15 protein-coding genes are annotated in these 16,142 nt (G+C 65.9%); 4 read left to right on the plus strand and 11 right to left on the minus strand.

Features of this window, described 5'->3' with window-relative positions; genetic code table 11:
* Complete coding sequence (locus tag LZ519_RS05330; protein ID WP_249867680.1) at nucleotides 1-183, plus strand: Flp family type IVb pilin; 183 nt, start codon at nucleotides 1-3, stop codon at nucleotides 181-183.
* On the opposite strand, the gene LZ519_RS05335 is transcribed toward LZ519_RS05330, so the two are convergent.
* The 5 genes from LZ519_RS05335 to LZ519_RS11555 form a co-directional block, all read right to left on the minus strand.
* Nucleotides 184-1,653 (minus strand): M48 family metalloprotease, encoded by a 1,470-nt coding sequence (locus LZ519_RS05335; protein ID WP_249867681.1) that lies wholly within the window; start codon nucleotides 1,651-1,653, stop codon nucleotides 184-186. It lies immediately after the preceding gene.
* Nucleotides 1,654-1,740: 87 nt separating this feature from the next.
* Nucleotides 1,741-2,682: an acetyl-CoA carboxylase carboxyltransferase subunit alpha gene (locus LZ519_RS05340; RefSeq protein ID WP_249867682.1), complete on the minus strand. Its 942-nt coding sequence runs from the start codon at nucleotides 2,680-2,682 to the stop codon at nucleotides 1,741-1,743.
* Nucleotides 2,683-2,715: 33 nt separating this feature from the next.
* On the minus strand, nucleotides 2,716-3,603 hold the full coding sequence (locus LZ519_RS05345; RefSeq protein ID WP_249867683.1) for a tyrosine recombinase: 888 nt from the start codon (nucleotides 3,601-3,603) through the stop codon (nucleotides 2,716-2,718).
* Nucleotides 3,603-5,363 carry a hypothetical protein gene (locus LZ519_RS05350; protein ID WP_249867684.1) on the minus strand — a complete coding sequence of 587 codons (1,761 nt, stop codon included), beginning with the start codon at nucleotides 5,361-5,363 and terminating at the stop codon, nucleotides 3,603-3,605. Before LZ519_RS05350 ends, LZ519_RS05345 begins: the two co-directional genes overlap by 1 nt.
* On the minus strand, nucleotides 5,347-5,481 hold the full coding sequence (locus LZ519_RS11555; RefSeq protein ID WP_283937293.1) for a hypothetical protein: 135 nt from the start codon (nucleotides 5,479-5,481) through the stop codon (nucleotides 5,347-5,349). Before LZ519_RS11555 ends, LZ519_RS05350 begins: the two co-directional genes overlap by 17 nt.
* A 74-nt stretch (nucleotides 5,482-5,555) precedes the next feature.
* On the opposite strand from LZ519_RS11555, the gene LZ519_RS05355 reads away from it, so the two are divergent.
* Nucleotides 5,556-6,158, plus strand: a complete 603-nt coding sequence (locus LZ519_RS05355) for a shikimate kinase (RefSeq protein WP_249867685.1) — start codon at nucleotides 5,556-5,558, stop codon at nucleotides 6,156-6,158.
* On the opposite strand, the gene LZ519_RS05360 is transcribed toward LZ519_RS05355, so the two are convergent.
* Genes LZ519_RS05360 through radA form a run of 6 tightly spaced genes read right to left on the minus strand, consistent with a single transcriptional unit; the run spans nucleotide 6,080 to nucleotide 11,975 of the window.
* Nucleotides 6,080-7,825 carry a cation:proton antiporter domain-containing protein gene (locus tag LZ519_RS05360; protein WP_249868867.1) on the minus strand — a complete coding sequence of 582 codons (1,746 nt, stop codon included), beginning with the start codon at nucleotides 7,823-7,825 and terminating at the stop codon, nucleotides 6,080-6,082. The two genes, LZ519_RS05355 and LZ519_RS05360, sit on opposite strands and share 79 nt — an antisense overlap.
* Before the next feature lie 56 nt (nucleotides 7,826-7,881).
* Nucleotides 7,882-8,301, minus strand: coding sequence for an iron-sulfur cluster assembly scaffold protein (locus LZ519_RS05365; RefSeq protein WP_249867686.1), 420 nt, complete (start codon nucleotides 8,299-8,301; stop codon nucleotides 7,882-7,884).
* Nucleotides 8,298-9,608: a cysteine--tRNA ligase gene (gene cysS, locus LZ519_RS05370; RefSeq protein WP_249867687.1), complete on the minus strand. Its 1,311-nt coding sequence runs from the start codon at nucleotides 9,606-9,608 to the stop codon at nucleotides 8,298-8,300. Before cysS ends, LZ519_RS05365 begins: the two co-directional genes overlap by 4 nt.
* Entirely contained in the window at nucleotides 9,605-10,123 is a 519-nt protein-coding gene (locus tag LZ519_RS05375) for a CvpA family protein (protein ID WP_249867688.1), read from the minus strand. Before LZ519_RS05375 ends, cysS begins: the two co-directional genes overlap by 4 nt.
* Nucleotides 10,120-10,593, minus strand: coding sequence for a nuclear transport factor 2 family protein (locus LZ519_RS05380; RefSeq protein WP_249867689.1), 474 nt, complete (start codon nucleotides 10,591-10,593; stop codon nucleotides 10,120-10,122). Before LZ519_RS05380 ends, LZ519_RS05375 begins: the two co-directional genes overlap by 4 nt.
* Before the next feature lie 14 nt (nucleotides 10,594-10,607).
* Nucleotides 10,608-11,975, minus strand: coding sequence for a DNA repair protein RadA (gene radA / locus LZ519_RS05385; protein ID WP_249867690.1), 1,368 nt, complete (start codon nucleotides 11,973-11,975; stop codon nucleotides 10,608-10,610).
* Between the two features lie 48 nt (nucleotides 11,976-12,023).
* Here radA and LZ519_RS05390 point away from each other — a divergent pair, with 48 nt between their 5' ends.
* Both LZ519_RS05390 and LZ519_RS05395 read left to right on the plus strand, forming a co-directional pair.
* On the plus strand, nucleotides 12,024-13,310 hold the full coding sequence (locus LZ519_RS05390; protein ID WP_249867691.1) for an MFS transporter: 1,287 nt from the start codon (nucleotides 12,024-12,026) through the stop codon (nucleotides 13,308-13,310).
* A gap of 122 nt (nucleotides 13,311-13,432) precedes the next feature.
* On the plus strand, nucleotides 13,433-16,123 hold the full coding sequence (locus tag LZ519_RS05395) for a putative bifunctional diguanylate cyclase/phosphodiesterase (protein ID WP_249867692.1): 2,691 nt from the start codon (nucleotides 13,433-13,435) through the stop codon (nucleotides 16,121-16,123).
* The last annotated feature ends 19 nt before the right edge of the window (nucleotides 16,124-16,142 follow it).

A 16,142-nucleotide genomic window follows, 5' to 3' on the forward strand; every position in this document is an offset into this window, starting at 1 on the left:
GTGATCGCTATCCGGCTAAACTTGCTTTTGCTTCTCGCCGACAGGCGGGGTGCTACCGCAATCGAATATGGGCTGATTGCTGCGCTCATCGTTATCGCGATGATGAGTGCACTGTCGGGTCTTGGCGGCGGCGTTGGCGGCATGTGGACCAATTTGAGCTCCACTGCCCAATCCAGCATGTAATCAGGAGCGCCGCTCTCCGTAGACGATTAGCTTGACCTTCTGGCCGGGCGCGAGCCGGGCGCCGGGCGACAGCCCATTGAGCGAGACGAATCGCTCCATCTTGAAATCGCGATATGCCATTCGGCTGCTGAGCGACTGGACGGTATCGCCGGGCGCCACAGTCACCACGTCGATGACTCGCGGACGAATCGCTGCCGCCTCCGATGGCGTGATCTTCCTGATCGATTGGATCATGGAAGCGAACTGGCCGAGCCCTGCCCCGCCGGACGTGAGCGTTACGAAGTGATAGACCGTCCCCGGCGCCCATTGGTAGGCGACGACGGCCAGATCGACGACGCCCGATGAGGTTCGCGTCCGAGTGACGGTGAACGCGGCCGGGATTCCATTGATAACGGTCCGCCTCGGCTGCGGAATCGGCACCCGGCGGTCGCCGAGCAGCTCCTGAAGCGCCGAATAGATGTAATTCTCGAGAGTTCCGTTGTAGCGGCCGCCGCCGAACTGCGCCTGCCCGGCCGATCCGGAGATGTCGACAGCCCTCGTGCCATTGTCCATCAAGTAGCCGACGGGGACAGTGAACTGGATCCGAAGGTCGGGGTGGAGGAAGGTCCGCCCGTCGATCACGCCCTGGGCCGGATCGTCGTCGACGAACATTCCGTCGATTCGCTGAAGGAACGCGTCGCGGTTGGTGATTCCGGTCCCGAGCCGGCCCGTGGACTGAGCCTCTGCAAAGGCTCGCTGCATGCGGTTCTCGCTCAACGGGTGAGTCATCGCCCACTCCGGCAGCTTTCGGCTGTCCTTGCCCTGCACCCGAGCCTGAAGCGCTGAATTGCGCGTCAATGCGCCGAGGATTTCGGCGCCGCCGGAGGGATTGTAGCCGGCGGCAACCAGGTACCTCAGCCCCAGGTCGTCGGCCTGATATTCCTGATCGCGGGAGAAGCTAAGTGTCTGCAACTCTGCACGAAGCAGCCCGCGATTGGCAACTGCGTTGCCGAAATTGCCGCCGAAGATGCCGCCCAGCAGGATCCACGGCAATTGCTGCCGGACGGCCCGCCTTTCGGCCTGCTCGCGCTGCTGTGCGTGGGCGGCGGCGACATGGCCGACCTCATGACCCAAAGCGAAGGCGAGCTCCGCCTCGTCGTCCATCAGGGTCATCAGCTGGCGGGTGATGTAAATATAGCCGCCGGGGACGGAGAAAGCGTTCTCGACCGCCGAGTTCAGGAGCGTGAAGCGATAAGTGCCGGCGGGATTCTCGACCCCGGAGAAGGCGGCGACCCGGTGGCCGACCTCGTCGACATAGGCTGCGCGAGGGCCGGTCTCAGCCCCGCCATATTGCTCGACGACCTGGGTGTGCTCCTGCCGCGCCTCCGCCACCAGCCGCGGGTCGAGGCTCCGGACCGCATATTGCGCGGTAACGGCCGTGCCGGACGCAACCAGTGCGGCGGCGGACAATAAAAGCAGCGCCTTTGACATCGCTTCTCTCTCGCTTTGAAAGGAAAGGTAAGCCGGGCTTTTGAACGGGAGATGACCGGCCCGGTTCCGTTGAGAACCGCGCGGCGGTTAACCAATGGCGAGGAACTTGGCCCGTCGCTGCTCGAGAAGTTGCTTCGGCTTCATGGCCGAGCAGCCCTTCAGCTCCTCGAGGATGGCCAACTTTAAAGTTGCGATGGCCGCGTCGGAGTCACGCTGGGCTCCCCCGATTGGCTCCTCGACGATCCTGTCCACCACTCCGAGCGACAAGAGGTCGTTGGCCGTGATCCGCATTGCTTCGGCTGCATCGGCCGCCTTGTCGGCGGTCCGCCACAGGATGGACGCGCAGCCTTCGGGCGAGATGACCGAATAGATCGCATGCTCGAACATCAGCACCCGGTTGGCGGTGGCGATCGCGACCGCGCCGCCCGACCCCCCTTCACCGACGATCGCCGCGATGATCGGAACCTTGAGGTCGAGGCATTCCTCGGTCGAGCGGGCGATCGCTTCGGCCTGCCCGCGCTCTTCCGCCTCGACACCTGGAAAGGCGCCGGGAGTATCGACCAGCGTCACCACCGGAAGGCCGAAGCGGTCGGCGAGCCGCATCAGCCGGATCGCCTTGCGATAACCCTCCGGCTTGGCCATTCCGAAATTGTGCCGGAGCCGCGAGGCGGTGTCCTCGCCCTTTTCGTGACCGATCAGCATGACTCGCCGGCCGTCTATTCGCGCAAAGCCGCCAACGATTGCCGGATCTTCGCCGTAGGCGCGATCGCCGGCGAGCGGGATGAACTCATCGGTCACTCCCGCCACATAATCCTTGAAATGCGGCCGCTCCGGATGGCGCGCCACTTGCGCCTTCTGCCACGGCGAAAGCTTCGAATATGTGTCCTTGAGGAGCTTCGAAGCCTTGCCTTCGAGCTTGCCGACCTCGGCTTCGATATCGATCTCGCCGTTGTCAGCCGTTTCCTTCAGCTCCCGAACGCGCGCCTCAAGCTCGGCAATCGGCTTTTCGAAATCCAGGTACGTCAGCATTGGGAGGGCGCGTAAGCGGGGAGGCGCAAAGCGTCAACGATTGCGGTCGGCAAGCGGGTGCCGCTCGTTGACCAGCTGGACCAGCCGCGCGGCATCGACATGCGTGTATATCTGCGTCGTTGCGATGTCCGCATGGCCGAGGAGCGCCTGGAGCACGCGCAGGTCCGCACCGCCCGAAAGCAGGTGCGTCGCAAAGGCGTGGCGGAGGACGTGCGGGCTGATCCGGTCGGGCGCGATTCCCGCATCGGCGGCCATCTGACGGACCACCTGGAACAGGCGGACCCGAGTCATGTGCTTCTTGCCCGTCGGGAACAGCCACGGGCTGGACGCGGGCACGTTACCGAGCCAGTCCCTGACGGCCGCCTCCGCACGCCCGGAAATCGGCACCAGACGCTCCTTCGCGCCCTTCCCTTGCAGGATCAGGAACGGCTGGCCGGGGCGGATTGCGGCCCGGGGAAGGGAAATCACCTCGCTTGCGCGAAGGCCGGACCCGTACAGCAATTCAAGCAGCGCTAGGTTGCGCTGGGCCAAGGGCTCGCCGCTCGCCGCCTTGTCGCCCGCTGCCTCGAACATCGCCTCAACGTCGGCTTCGCTCAGAACACGAGGGAGCGGCCGCTGCAGCTTGGGCTGGGGAAGCGCAGCCGACGGGTCGTCCGAGCGAAGGCCGTCATCGACGAGAAAGCGGTAGAAGCGTCGAAGAGCCGACGACCGCCGCCCCACCGTCGACGCCGCGAGGCCCGACCATTTCTGCCCGAGCGTGGCGAGCTCGTCGCGCCCCGCGGCGCCAAGGTTCGTGCCCAGGTCCGCCGCCGCCTTGGCCAGGTCGTTGCGATAGGCGGCCAATGTATTTGGCGAGGCTCCGGCCTCGGCTGCAAGCATGTCGAGGAAGCGGGCGACCAGCGATTGGTCGGACGAGTCCATCAGGTCCGCGACAGGGCCTCTGCCGCGATCATCCTCGCTGCGAACTCCTGTCCGGTGTTCCGAAGCGCCATCACGATGTGGAACAGGTGAGCGGGCGGCAAGGATTCGAATTTCGGAGTCTGAAGCCCTGTGCCCGCGAGAACCAGAACGCTTCCCCCCTGGTGGCGGCGGGCTGCGGCATCGAGCATCTGCGACCATTGGGTCACCCGCTCGATGTGCAGGCTGTATCGCCTATTCAGCCGTGACGCGGCCGCCGCGTCGATCCGGCCGAGCCCGACGAGGCCCGCGACCAGGAAAGCGCTCCGCCTTTTGCCCTCGCTCTTGTCGCGCCCGATAAAGGCGTTCACCCGGCCGACGCTGAGGTCGAGCGACGAGCCTTCCGGAGTTCCAAGAGCGAGCATCGCCCAGGCGCGATCGGCCGGCTCGTCGTCCATCTGGCGAATTGCATTGGCCCAGCGCGCTGCCTGCTGATCCAGCCCCGCGGTCAGCATCGAGGCGATCAGCTCCGGCGCGTCTGCCTGGAGGTCCTTGCTGGGTTCGATCCGGGCAGCCGCCCGTGCGACCGCTGCTCGAGCCGCTTCGTGCTGCAGCCGGCCGTCGCCTTCGCTCCAGAACCGACGCATCGCGGCGAGCCGGGTCTCCTGGTCGCGGCCGGCGAACGCCAGCCGAAGCTGCCAGGAGTCGGTGCCTCCGAGGTCGTTGGGATCGGTGGCGTCGTAAATTGCGGAGTAGAAATCGACCAAGGCCTGCGACGAAAGCACGCCGAGGCCGGCGGCGATCCTCGCGGAGTCGAGCCGGTCCTGGAACGGAATGAACGGCGCCCGCGCATACCAGGCACGAAGCTGCGGCGAGGCCGATTCGAGAAGCTTCTTCGGCGGGCTCATCGCTGTCGCCGTCGACAGGCCATAGCGCCAGGCGGTCAGGCTCTCGACCGGCTCCCATTCGATCGTCGCCGCGGTGCCGGTGTCGGCGGTCGCTCCAACGGCCTTCTGCGCGAGAGCGAGGTCGATCCCGCCGATCGTTCCCCGGCGGCGCGCGGACTCGATCTGGGCCGAAGCGGACGCAGCCTCGCCGTTCAGGCCGGCGCAGATCGCCTGGACGAGCGGGACCACACGTGCCTCGGCTTTTCGCATCCCGTCGAGCAGAGGGCACAAAGCGAGCGGATCGGAAGTCGCGAGCGCAGCCTGCACCGCGACCTGCACCATCTTTGGAGTGAAACGGTCCGTGTCGACGCTTGCAACAACCATCCGCGCAGCATCGGCTTCGCCCATGCGCAGCAGAAGCCAGGCCCGCTCGGCAGCCCAGTCCACCGGGTTAACTCCCGCGGGCGCGTGCGCCTTCGCCAGCAGCGCATCGCGCAACGCGATGTGCGCCCAGCGCGAAGCGATCGGCGTGTCCATCCGCCGCATCAGCGACGACAGGAAGGCTCCGTTTGCCTGGCCCCAGGCGTCGCTTCCTATCGCCGTCCGGGCAGGGTCGAGCGCGCCGGCCGTAAACGGGTCGCGGCGCGCAAAGCTCGGATATTCGATCGGCGGGGGTGGCGGCCGATATGCGACCTCGTCCGCCGGCTGGACCTCGACGCCAACATCGTTGCCGTCGGCAGGCTGGGCCTGCGTCGGTTCGGGCCGCACAGGCTGAGGCGTCGGTGCAGGCGCTGGAGCCGGCGTCGGCGTAGTAGCGTTCTGCACCTGCGCGATCGCTGGAATGGCGAGCGCGGCTGCAGCGCCTAGAAGGAGCAGTCGCCTAATGGCCGGCTGCATTGGTTACATCGATTTCGACCGGCTGCGTCGGCACCTCACGAACGCTGCTCGACAGGAAGAATAAAGCCCCGGCAATAACGAGGACCACGACGATCAGGAGAATCAAGCCTCGCGACATTCCGCCCTTTCCGATTGGTGTAAAGAACGGCGGGCTTTTGCCCGACCTTCGGGGCCGCTGTATAGCCCCGCGCGATGCAAAAGCTCGGTGAGCGTCTGGATCGGCCGGTGGTTCTCGTCGGGCTGATGGGAGCGGGCAAGTCGACGGTCGGCCGAAGGCTGGCCAAGCGGCTCGGTCTGCCCTTCGTCGACAGCGACGATGAGATCGAGGGTGCCGCCGGCTGCTCGGCCGCCGAAATGTTCGACCGCTATGGCGAAGCGGACTTCCGCGACGGTGAGCGGCGGCTGGTCGCAAGGCTGATCGACGGCACCGTCCGGGTCATCGCAACCGGCGGCGGCGCTTTCGTCGATCCGCGCACCCGCAAGCTCCTCAACGAGCGGGCGATCACAATCTGGCTCGACGCTCCGGTGGGAATTCTGACCGAACGAACAGGCCGTCGCGACACCAGGCCGCTGCTCCGCAACTCCGATCCGGCCGGGACTCTCGAGCGGCTGTCGGAGGAGCGTGGCCCCGCCTACGCCGAAGCTCATATCCGCGTGAGGAGCGGCGCCGCCGCCCATTCCAAGGTGGTCGAATCGATCCTTGGCTCTCTCGAGGACTATCTCGCAGGCGGCGCGGCGGGAGGAGCTTCCTCGGGCAAGGGTGACGAAGCGAACGACCGATCCTCGCCGGCGTGAAGATCGCCGCTTTCCGCCTGCCGCTCCAGCCGCTCGCAATCGCGCATCCTATATTCGCTCTCGACCCGCTCGATCTCGGCTGAGCCGAAGCCGCTGGCGCGAAGCGCGGCCCTGCCCATGACCACAGCGCTTTCGAACAATTCGCGTTCGGCAAGCACAAGGTCCAGCCCGCGAAGCTCGATCAGGTGCCGCCGGTCGAACGCGCGGACCATCACCGAAGCCTGGGGAAAGGCGCCAAGAACCGCCTTCAGCGCGTCACGGGTCAGCTCGCCGTCTTCATTGTCGTTGCAGAACGCAATCACCCGGGCAGTCTCCGCCCCCGCTGCCCGAAGCAGGTCGAGCCGAAGCCCGTCGCCATAATAGACCTTGGTTCCGAACTCCTCGGCCGTTTCGATCATGCTCGGGGTCTTGTCGATCAGTGTGATCCCAATGCCCTTGGCCATCAGCATCTGGGCGACAGTCTGTCCGAACCGGCCATAACCGACGACGATAGCGCTGGTTTCCGGCGACTTCTCCGGGCCGTCGAGGTCGTCGCCGCCGCGATCCTCGCGCCGCTCCATCCAGTCGACCAGCCGCATCAGGAACGGCGTGGTCGCCATGGACAGAGTCACGACCGCGCCGAACAGCGACCCAGCGGCCGGAAGGACGAGACCGGCAGCGGTCGCCTGCGCAAAGAGGACGAATCCGAATTCGCCGGCCTGGCTGAGGAGAAGCCCGAGGCGAACGCTTCGCGGCCAGTTGTTCCCGAAGATTCGCGCAAGTCCGGCGATCAGCAGAGCCTTGGTGACGATCACGCCTGCAGCGATGCCGACTACGAACCACGGCCGGGCGGCGATGACGCCCAGGTCGAGGAGCATTCCAACGGACAGGAAGAACAGGCCGAGAAGGATCGAGCGGAACGGCTCGACGTCGCTCTCCAGCTCATGCCGGTAGGGCGATTCCGCGAGCATCACGCCGGCGACGAAGGCGCCAAGCGCAACCGACAGGTGAAGGTAATGCATCACCGCGGCGGAGGCGACGACGGTGAATAATCCGGCGACGACGAACAGCTCGCGCTCGCCGAACCGACCGATCAGCCGGAACAGCGGATTGAGGATTACCCTGCCCACCAGCACCAGGGCGGCGATTGCCGCAACCGTGTACAGCGCCAGCGTAAGGCCAGTCGGCGCGGTGAGGTCGGGCACCCGCGCCATTGCAGCGATGATCGTGATCATCGGGACGATCGACAGGTCTTGGAACAGCAGGATCGAGAACGCGCGCTCCCCCTCCGGCGTGTTCAGCTCATTGTCGGCGCGAAGCATCGGAAGGACCTGCGCGGTAGACGACAGGCCGAGCGGAAGGCCGATCGCGAGCGCTGCTTCCGGCGAGAGGCCAACGGCAAGATAGAGCAACAGGCTGAGCGCCAGTCCGCACAGAACGACCTGCGCCAATCCAAGCCCAAAAATGTCGTTTCTGAGCCGCCACAGCCGCGCAGGGCGAAGCTCGAGCCCGACGATGAAGAGGAGCAACGCGATGCCGATCTCGGTGACGCTGCTCACCTGCGCCGGGTCGCGGATCAAGCCGAGGATCTGCGGGCCGATCAGCGCTCCGGCGACGATATAGCCCAAGGTCGCACCGAGCTTCAGCCGGCGGAAGATGGTGACGAAGAGGAGCGCGGCGCCGAGCATGATGGCGCCGCTTTCCAAGATGGCGGTCGTCGCCTGGGCAGTCTCGGCGGGAGTGGTCACCGCGCCGAGTCTATCGCCGCAACGAGCGCCCGCAACGGGAGCAGGATCGCTCCGTGGCGGCTCTTTCGAGCGCGTGCAGGGGCGAGCGCGTCGAAGCCCGGCCATTCCGGGGCGCGGTCGCGCTCGCCGCTCAGCCAGCCGGAAAGCTCGTCCAGCGCCGTTTGCACTTCGTGTGCTCCGCGACCCGTCACGCCCCGCGCGACGAGTGCCGCCGACGCCTGCCCGAAAGCGCAGGCCGTGACCGTCTGCGACAGCGCTTCGACTTGGCCGTCCCTCAATTGCACTTCGGTCTCGACGACGCTGCCGCATGTCGGCGATCGCTGCGAGGCGGACCCGTCAACGCGCTCCAGCTGCTTCGGCTCGGGCAGCGATGCCGCCAGCCGCAGGATGTCGAGGGTGTAGAGCGGCGCGTTCATGTCCGCCGCCATGTGGTGCCGGAGGGGCCGTCCTCCAATATGATGCCGTCGTCTTTAAGCTCGTCGCGGATCCGGTCGGCAGTCGCGAAGTCGCGATTGGCCTTGGCCTCGGCGCGCTCGGCGATCCGGGCGTCGATTGCTGAATCGTCGCCACCGCCCCTGAACCAATCGTCCGCAGTGTCGGAGAGAAGCCCAAGCATCGCCGCGCTTGCCTTGATCGTGGCGGGATCATCGATCGCCTGGAGCCGCGCCAGCGCGGCAGGCGTGTTCAGGTCGTCGGACAAGGCTTCCAACATCTCGGCATCGATCTCGCCCGGCTGGGCCTCTCCCGCTGCTCGATACAGCCGGTCGAGAATCGTCTTCGATTGCTCAACTAGAGCCTCGGTCCAGGGGAGCGGCTGGCGGTAATGCGCGGACAGCAGGGCCAGCCGTAGAGTTTCCCCCTTGTGCCCCTGCTCCAGGAGCTCTGCCGGAGTGACGATATTGCCCAAGCTCTTCGACATCTTGTCGCTGCCCATGTCGACAAAGCCGTTGTGCACCCAATAGCGGGCGAGCGCTGCGCCGCCGTGGGCGCAGCGGCTCTGGGCGATCTCGTTCTCGTGGTGGGGGAAGATGAGGTCGAGCCCGCCGCCGTGGATGTCGATCGTCTCGCCAAGATGCCGCTCGATCATCGCGGAGCATTCCAGGTGCCAGCCCGGACGACCGCGGCCCCACGGCGAGTCCCAGCCGATCACATCCGCATCGCTTGGCTTCCACAGCACGAAGTCGGCAGGATCGCGCTTGTAGGGCGCGACCTCCACTCGCGCCCCCGCGATCATCTGCTCGCGGTCGCGGTGGCTGAGCATTCCGTATGCGGGGTCTTTGGTGACGTCGAACAGCACGTGACCCTGCGCGGCATAGGCGTAGCCGCGCTCCACCAGCCGCTCGATCATCGCCACCATCGGCCCGATCTCCTGGGTCGCGTGCGGAGCGATGTCCGGGTCCCGAACGCCGAGCGCCCGCATGTCCTCGAGATAGTGCTGCTCGTAGCGCTCGGTGATCACCGACGGATCGACACCCTCTTGCTCGGCAGCGGCGATGATCTTGTCGTCGACGTCGGTGACGTTGCGCGCATAGACCAGGCTGTCGGGGCCGAATTCGTGTCGGATCAGCCGGGCAAGCGTGTCGAACACGACCGCCGGACGTGCATTGCCGATATGGGCGCGGCCGTAGACCGTCGGCCCGCACACATACATGGTGACGCGCTTCGGGTCGGCGGGGACGAACGCCCGCTTCTCGCGCGCCATTGTGTCGTAGAGCCGGATCATTCCTGGTTCGCCTCTTCGCGGGCGTGGCGGCGGGTTTCAACCCAGTCGACGATCGCTCGCCCGCTGGCGTTGAGCAGCGGATAGGTGCGCGAGTTGGTCATCCAGGCCGGCCGCTCGGCTTCCGGGCCGTAGATCAGATCGGTGGCGAGGTTAGCGAACAGGAAGAACAACGTCGCAGCAAGCAGGCCCTTCACGACGCCAAAGCCGCCCCCAAGCCCCCGGTCCACGGGACCAAGCAGCGACCGCCGTGTCTTCCCGCCGATCGATCGCGCAACAAGCTTCACGAGGATGAAGGTCGGGACGAACAGGAGAGCAAAGGCCAGAACCGACGCGCCCTCCGCGGTACCGACGCTGTGCGCGAGCCCGCCGGAGAGCTGCGTGTGAAACAGCTTGATCATGGCGATGGCGGCCGCCCAGGCGAGCAGCGACAAGATCTCGTAGACAAAGCCGCGGACGAAGCCGACCGCGCCGCCGCCGACCAGCAGCAGGATCACGAAGATGTCGAGCGCACTCACGAACCTGCGGCTAGCGGACTCTTTTCGTGATTGCGAGGAGGCTTGCGCCACAACTGAAGCGAGCGGACCGCGGCGGCGACGTCAGCACGTTCGTCGGGCTGGGAGACGATTCGTTCGACCATCCGCCACTTCCGCCGAAGCTTTGACTTGCGCCAGATGTCGGTAACCCAGAACTGCCCGGACCAGTCCTCGCCATCCATCGTCGCCTTCATTTCCAGCTGGGTCGCGAAGATCGCCACTCCGCCAATGTCGCGGGCATAGATGTCGCCGAAGCGATAGGATTTGCAGCGATAGCGGCCGCTCGCGGCCTCGATCCAGCTCCTGTAGTCGAGGATCGTCGCCGGCTTGGATCCGATCACCATGCGGAAATTGCGCGATGTGAGCGCTTTAAGGGTCTTCATGTCGCCAGTGACCCACGCCCGCATCCAGCGATGCTCCATGGTTTCGATGATCGGGTGAATGTCCGCCATGCTGGGTCCTCAATTCATCGGCCGAGGATTTGGTCCACGAGCGCCCGCAGATTGGCGAAATGGGCCGCGGAAATTCCATCGCCCCCCTTCACCTCCTTGGGAACCCAAGCCTGCTCGAAACCGAGCTTTGCCGATTCCTTCAGACGCAGCGGCGCGTGCGCGACCGGGCGGATTTCTCCCGACAGCGCAATCTCGCCGAGGATCACCGCGCCGGAGGGGATGGGCTTCTCCGACAGCGCCGAGACAAGGGCCGCAGCGACCGCGAGATCCGCGGCCGGATCGGTCAGTCGATAGCCTCCGGCAACGTTCAGATAGACTTCGGTGGTCCCGAAGCTGAGACCGCAGCGCGCCTCGAGCACCGCGAGGATCATCGCCAGCCTCCCGCTGTCCCAACCCACCGCCGCCCGCCTGGGGGTTGCACCGCTGGCGAGGCGCACCGTTAGCGCCTGGATTTCGACCAGCACCGGACGCGAGCCTTCCAGCGCGGGGAAGACGCTCGTGCCGCTGACCGGCTCGCCTCGCTGCGTGAGGAACAGCGCCGACGGATTCGGGACCTCGGTCAGCCCCTCGCTTTCCATCGCGAAGACGCCGATCTCGTCCGTGCCTCCAAAGCGGTTCTTGAGGGCTCTCAGGATCCGGTACTGGTGGCTTCGCTCCCCCTCGAAGCTGAGCACCGTGTCGACCATATGCTCGAGCACTCGCGGCCCGGCGATGGTCCCGTCCTTCGTGACATGCCCGACGAGGGCCACCGCGGCGCCATGCTCCTTGGCGAAGCGCACGAGCTCCTGCGCGCTTGCTCGAACCTGGCTGACGGTGCCGGGAGCGCCCTCGATCAGGTCGCTGTGCATCGTCTGGATAGAATCGATGACCAGGAGGTCGGGCGCCTCGCCGTCTCCCAAGGTCGTCAGGATGTCGCGAACCGAGGTCGCCGCCGCCAGCCGGACCGGCGATTTGCCCAGGCCCAGCCGGATCGCGCGCAACCGCACCTGTTCCGCGGATTCCTCCCCGGAGACATAGACGACGTGGCGGCCGACCTCGGCAAGCTTCGCCCCGATCTGGAGGAGCAAGGTCGACTTGCCGATTCCGGGATCCCCGCCGACTAGCATCGCGGAACCTGGAACGATCCCTCCGCCGATCGCGCGGTCGAACTCGGCAACGCCGCTGACAATCCTCTCAGGCAGGGCGGCGGGAGCATCGAGCCCGACCAGGTCGATCCGCCGTCCTCCGCCCTGCAAATTGTGCTTCGCCGCGAAGATGCTCGTCACTTCCGCCGCTTCCTGAACGAGCGTGTTCCACTCGGCGCAGTCCGGGCATTGTCCCTGCCAGCGCGGGGTGACCGACCCGCAGGCTTGGCACACATATCGGCTCTTCGCTTTCGCCATCGCTTTCCAGCTTAGCGAATCCGGATTCCTTGGCTAGGGCGCAGATGGATGACCTGGCTCCCCGAACCGTTCAGGATTCCCGCCTTTCGCGCCTTCTGGCTGGCGCGGCTGACCGCGACGATCGCGCAGATGGCGATGGTCATCGTCATCGGTTGGCAGGTTTATGACATCGCCCGCCACACGATGGATCCCAAGGCAGCGGCGCTTCGGCTCGGAATCATCGGGCTGGTCCAGTTCGCGCCCCTGTTTTTCCTGACCCTGGTGACCGGCTGGACCGCCGACCGCGTGGACCGCCGATGGATCGCGCGCGCTTCGGTGTTTCTGGAGTTGCTGTGCGCCCTCGCCCTCGGATTCTTCGCGTGGACCAACACGACCACGCTCGGCGCACTTTACGTCGTAGCGGCCTTGCTCGGCGTCGCTCGGGCATTTGCCGGACCGGCGCTGGGGGCGCTGGCTCCGAACCTGGTTCCGCGCAAGATCCTGCCAAACGCCATCGCGCTCTCGTCGATCGCCTGGCAGAGCGGGGCGATCATGGGGCCGGCGCTCGGCGGCTATCTCTACGCCCTCGCCCCGGTTGCGCCCTATGCCGGAAGCGCGTTGCTGTTCATTGTCTCGCTCATCGGGCTGTTCGCGATCCCGAAGGTCGAAAGCGTTCGGGCGGCCGCGACCATGCACCCGTGGCAGCAGATGATCGAAGGGCTTCGCTACGTTCGCCACAATCGGCTCGTGCTCGGAGCAATCAGCCTCGACCTCTTCGCGGTGCTTCTGGGCGGAGCGACGGCGATGCTTCCGGTCTACGCCCGCGACGTCCTTCACGCCGGGCCGGCAGGGCTTGGGCACTTGCGTGCAGCGCCGGCGGTCGGGGCGACCCTCACGGCGGCCTATTTCGCGTTTCGCCCGCTCAAGTCCGAAGTGGGCCTGAAGATGCTGGGCGCCGTCGGATTGTTCGGAGTCGCTACGATCATCTTCGGCCTGTCGACGTCGATGCCGGTCTCGCTCGCCTGCCTGACCGTGCTCGGAGCCGCCGACATGTTCTCGGTCTATGTTCGCCAGTCGCTGATCCAGCTCTACACGCCAGACGAGATGCGTGGCCGAGTGGGCGCCGTCTCGTCGCTCTTCATCTCCGCGTCCAACGAGCTGGGCGAGGCCGAATCCGGTTTCCTGGCGGCCCTGATCGGCCCGGTCGCGGCCGTCGTCGCCGGCGGCGTCGGAGCGATCCTGGTCGTCGGGATCTGGGCGCGGCGCTTTCCCGAGCTTCGGCTCGCGAAAAGCTTCGACCCTCCCGACCTTCCCGGCGCCCCGGAGCAGGAACGGGCAGGCCGAAAACCGCTTTAGCCTCACCACTTTGGCGAAAACGCTAACAAGCCGGTTACCTTGTTTGTTCGCCGCGGCTTTAACTCCCGGCAGTCTAAGTCACGCCGAGTGCGGACCCAATCGGTTCCGCAGTGGGGCATTTGATGTCGAGATCGCGTTTTGCGCAGGCGGTAAGCGGATCGTCGGAGAGCCCCGACCGCGCGTCGGTGCGCGAAGCCTTGTGGTTCGACATCGAAGCGGCTGAAACGACCGGCGACGAATCGCTTTCCGAAGCGCGCGGTGCCTCGTTCGACCATACCGCCTTCCTCCTCGGTGCGACGCACTTGCTTTTGGGGATCGCCTGTCTTGCGCGGCACCCGGCGCTAATGACGGCAACGCTGTTCGCCAATCCGTTGCTCCCGCTGGGGCTTCTCGTCTCGCTCGATGGAATTGCGGCACTGGCGCTGCAACGGCGCCGCAACATCGAACTTGCGCCGCACTCGCTTTCCCGAGCCATGTGCATCTACATTGCGGCCGTTGGGACGTTGTGGACCTTGTTCGGCTTGTCGGTGATCACGTCGATTACCGCCCCCGCCCCGGTCGTTTCCGCCTCCATTTGCGCCGGAATCGCAATGATGGCGGTGGTCGCGATCGCCTCGCCGCCGGTATCCGTCATCAGCGCATTTGCTGCGACCGCGGGATCCGCGCTGTTCGCAGCCTCGCCGCTCGTTCCGATCGGGGTGGCGATCCTGTCTTTCTTCCTGGTCGCCTACAGCGTTGCCGTCGCCCGGACGAACATTGCTGCAGGAAGGCGACGGCTGAATCTCGACGCGGAGGCCCGAAAGGCGCTCACGTTCGTCGACGAGTTCGAAAACAGCGGGCGCGGCTGGTTCTGGGAGACTAACGCCGAGGGCACGCTCTCCTACGTGTCGCAGCAGCTTGCCGACGACTTCAAATGCGAGCCAGCCGAACTGCTCGGCCGGCAGTTCACGGATTTGCTGTCGGTGGACACCGCCTCGGACGGAGCGATGGAAGAGGGCAAGACCCTCGGCTTCCACCTCTCGGCGCGCTTTCCATTCTCCGACGTGATCGTCCGCGCAGGAAGCGAGCATGACGTCCACTGGTCTCTGTCCGGAAACCCGGTATTTGACGAGCGCGGGCGTTTCCTCGGCTTCCGCGGAATCGGCACCGACCTTACCGAGCAGCGCCGCACCGAGCAGGAAATCTCCAGGCTCGCCCGCTTCGACTCGCTCACGGGCCTGCCCAACCGCGCGATGATGCGCCAAACGCTTGAGGAAGGGCTTCGCAACGCAACTCACCGGCAGAAGGGCTGCGGCCTCTTCCTGATCGATCTCGACCGCTTCAAGAACGTCAACGACACGCTTGGCCATCCCATCGGCGACGCCCTGCTCCGCCAGGTTGCCGAGCGACTCAAGTCGGTGATGGGCGAGCATGGCCAGGTCGGCCGGCTGGGAGGCGACGAGTTCAAGGCGGTTCTTCCCGGAACGGTCGATATCGGCCTCCTCGAATCCCTGGCGCGGACCCTGATCGAGCAGGTTTCCCGTCCCTACGTCATCGAAGGGCACCGGATTCTGATCGGGGCATCACTGGGCATCGCGATTGGCGACCCGGGCCGCGCCTGCGCCGACAGCCTGATCCGCAACGCCGACCTTGCCCTCTATGCCGCAAAGGCCGCCGGCCGCGGCAAGCACTGCTTCTACGAGCCGTCGATGCACAGCGAGGCCGCCGACCGCCAGCTGCTTGAAAACGACCTGAGGCAGGCCATCGACCGGGGCGAGCTCAACGTCGTCTACCAGCCGATCGTTCGAGCCTCGACGGAGGAAATCTCAGGCTTCGAATCTCTGGTCCGCTGGACCCACCCGGTGCGCGGCGCCATCTCGCCGGAAAAGTTCATTCCGCTTGCCGAGGAATGCGGCCTGATCGGCCAGATCGGGCAATGGGTCCTCGAAACGGCACTGAAGGAAGCGGCCAACTGGCCGGATCACGTGCGGATCGCGGTCAATCTTTCGCCGATCCAGTTCAACGATCCGGCGGTGGTCGACGCGATTGCGAAGGCCATCGACGAGTCCGGCGTGAAGCCTGCCCAGGTCGAGCTGGAAATCACCGAAGGGGTGTTCCTTGCCGACAGCGATCATACCGAAGACACGTTCGCGAGGCTGAAGAAGCTCGGCGTCCGCCTCGCTCTGGACGATTTCGGCACCGGCTATTCGTCGCTCGGCTATTTGAAGAAGGCGCCGTTCGACAAGATCAAGATCGATCAGAGCTTCGTCCGCGGGGCAGCCGCGCCGAGCAGCCGCAACACCGCGATCATCCGCGCCATCGTCAGCCTGGCCGAGAGCCTGGAGATGGAAACCTGCGCCGAAGGCGTGGAGACTCACGACGACCTCGCGCTCATTCGCGAGCTCGGCTGCAGCCACGTGCAGGGCTATATCTTCGGCCGCCCGGCCGCAGCAGACCAAGCGCGGGCGCTCGCCAACCGTTCGCGCGTCGAAGCCGCCGGCTTCCAGTGCATGCGCGAGCCGCGGCATCGCCTGATGCGCCGCGCCACCGCCATGATCGGCGGTTTCGAGGAGGAGATCAGGCTCCGCAACATATCGGTCACTGGAGCGCTGATCGAATGCCGGCGTCCGCTAACCCCGGACACCCAGCTCAGGATCAATATCGTCGGAGTCGGTCCGGTGACGGGAATCGTGAAGTGGGCCGGCAACGGCAAGGCCGGCATTCAGTTCGACCACGAGTTCGAGCTTTCGCGACTGGCGCCCAAGAAAGAGAAGGTCAACGAAGTGACCATGCTTCGTCCCTGGTACATCGAACCGCGCGCGGCGGAGGGCTGACCGCAAGCGATTGCATGAC

The sequence above is a fragment of the Sphingomonas anseongensis genome, from assembly GCF_023516495.1.
Taxonomy (GTDB): Bacteria; Pseudomonadota; Alphaproteobacteria; order Sphingomonadales; family Sphingomonadaceae; genus Sphingomicrobium; species Sphingomicrobium anseongensis.

Excerpts from the sequence above, each read along its gene's own strand:
- LZ519_RS05365 (WP_249867686.1), bottom strand. The coding sequence starts at position 8,301 with ATGAACGCGCCGCTCTACACCCTCGACATCCTGCGGCTGGCGGCATCG.
- LZ519_RS05340 (WP_249867682.1), bottom strand. The coding sequence starts at position 2,682 with ATGCTGACGTACCTGGATTTCGAAAAGCCGATTGCCGAGCTTGAGGCG.
- LZ519_RS05380 (WP_249867689.1), bottom strand. The coding sequence starts at position 10,593 with ATGGCGGACATTCACCCGATCATCGAAACCATGGAGCATCGCTGGATG.
- radA (WP_249867690.1), bottom strand. The coding sequence starts at position 11,975 with ATGGCGAAAGCGAAGAGCCGATATGTGTGCCAAGCCTGCGGGTCGGTC.
- cysS (WP_249867687.1), bottom strand. The coding sequence starts at position 9,608 with ATGATCCGGCTCTACGACACAATGGCGCGCGAGAAGCGGGCGTTCGTC.
- LZ519_RS05355 (WP_249867685.1), top strand. The coding sequence starts at position 5,556 with ATGCAAAAGCTCGGTGAGCGTCTGGATCGGCCGGTGGTTCTCGTCGGG.
- LZ519_RS05335 (WP_249867681.1), bottom strand. The coding sequence starts at position 1,653 with ATGTCAAAGGCGCTGCTTTTATTGTCCGCCGCCGCACTGGTTGCGTCC.
- LZ519_RS05345 (WP_249867683.1), bottom strand. The coding sequence starts at position 3,603 with ATGGACTCGTCCGACCAATCGCTGGTCGCCCGCTTCCTCGACATGCTT.
- LZ519_RS05350 (WP_249867684.1), bottom strand. The coding sequence starts at position 5,363 with ATGCAGCCGGCCATTAGGCGACTGCTCCTTCTAGGCGCTGCAGCCGCG.
- LZ519_RS11555 (WP_283937293.1), bottom strand. The coding sequence starts at position 5,481 with ATGTCGCGAGGCTTGATTCTCCTGATCGTCGTGGTCCTCGTTATTGCC.
- LZ519_RS05390 (WP_249867691.1), top strand. The coding sequence starts at position 12,024 with ATGACCTGGCTCCCCGAACCGTTCAGGATTCCCGCCTTTCGCGCCTTC.
- LZ519_RS05360 (WP_249868867.1), bottom strand. The coding sequence starts at position 7,825 with ATGCTCGGCGCCGCGCTCCTCTTCGTCACCATCTTCCGCCGGCTGAAG.
- LZ519_RS05395 (WP_249867692.1), top strand. The coding sequence starts at position 13,433 with ATGTCGAGATCGCGTTTTGCGCAGGCGGTAAGCGGATCGTCGGAGAGC.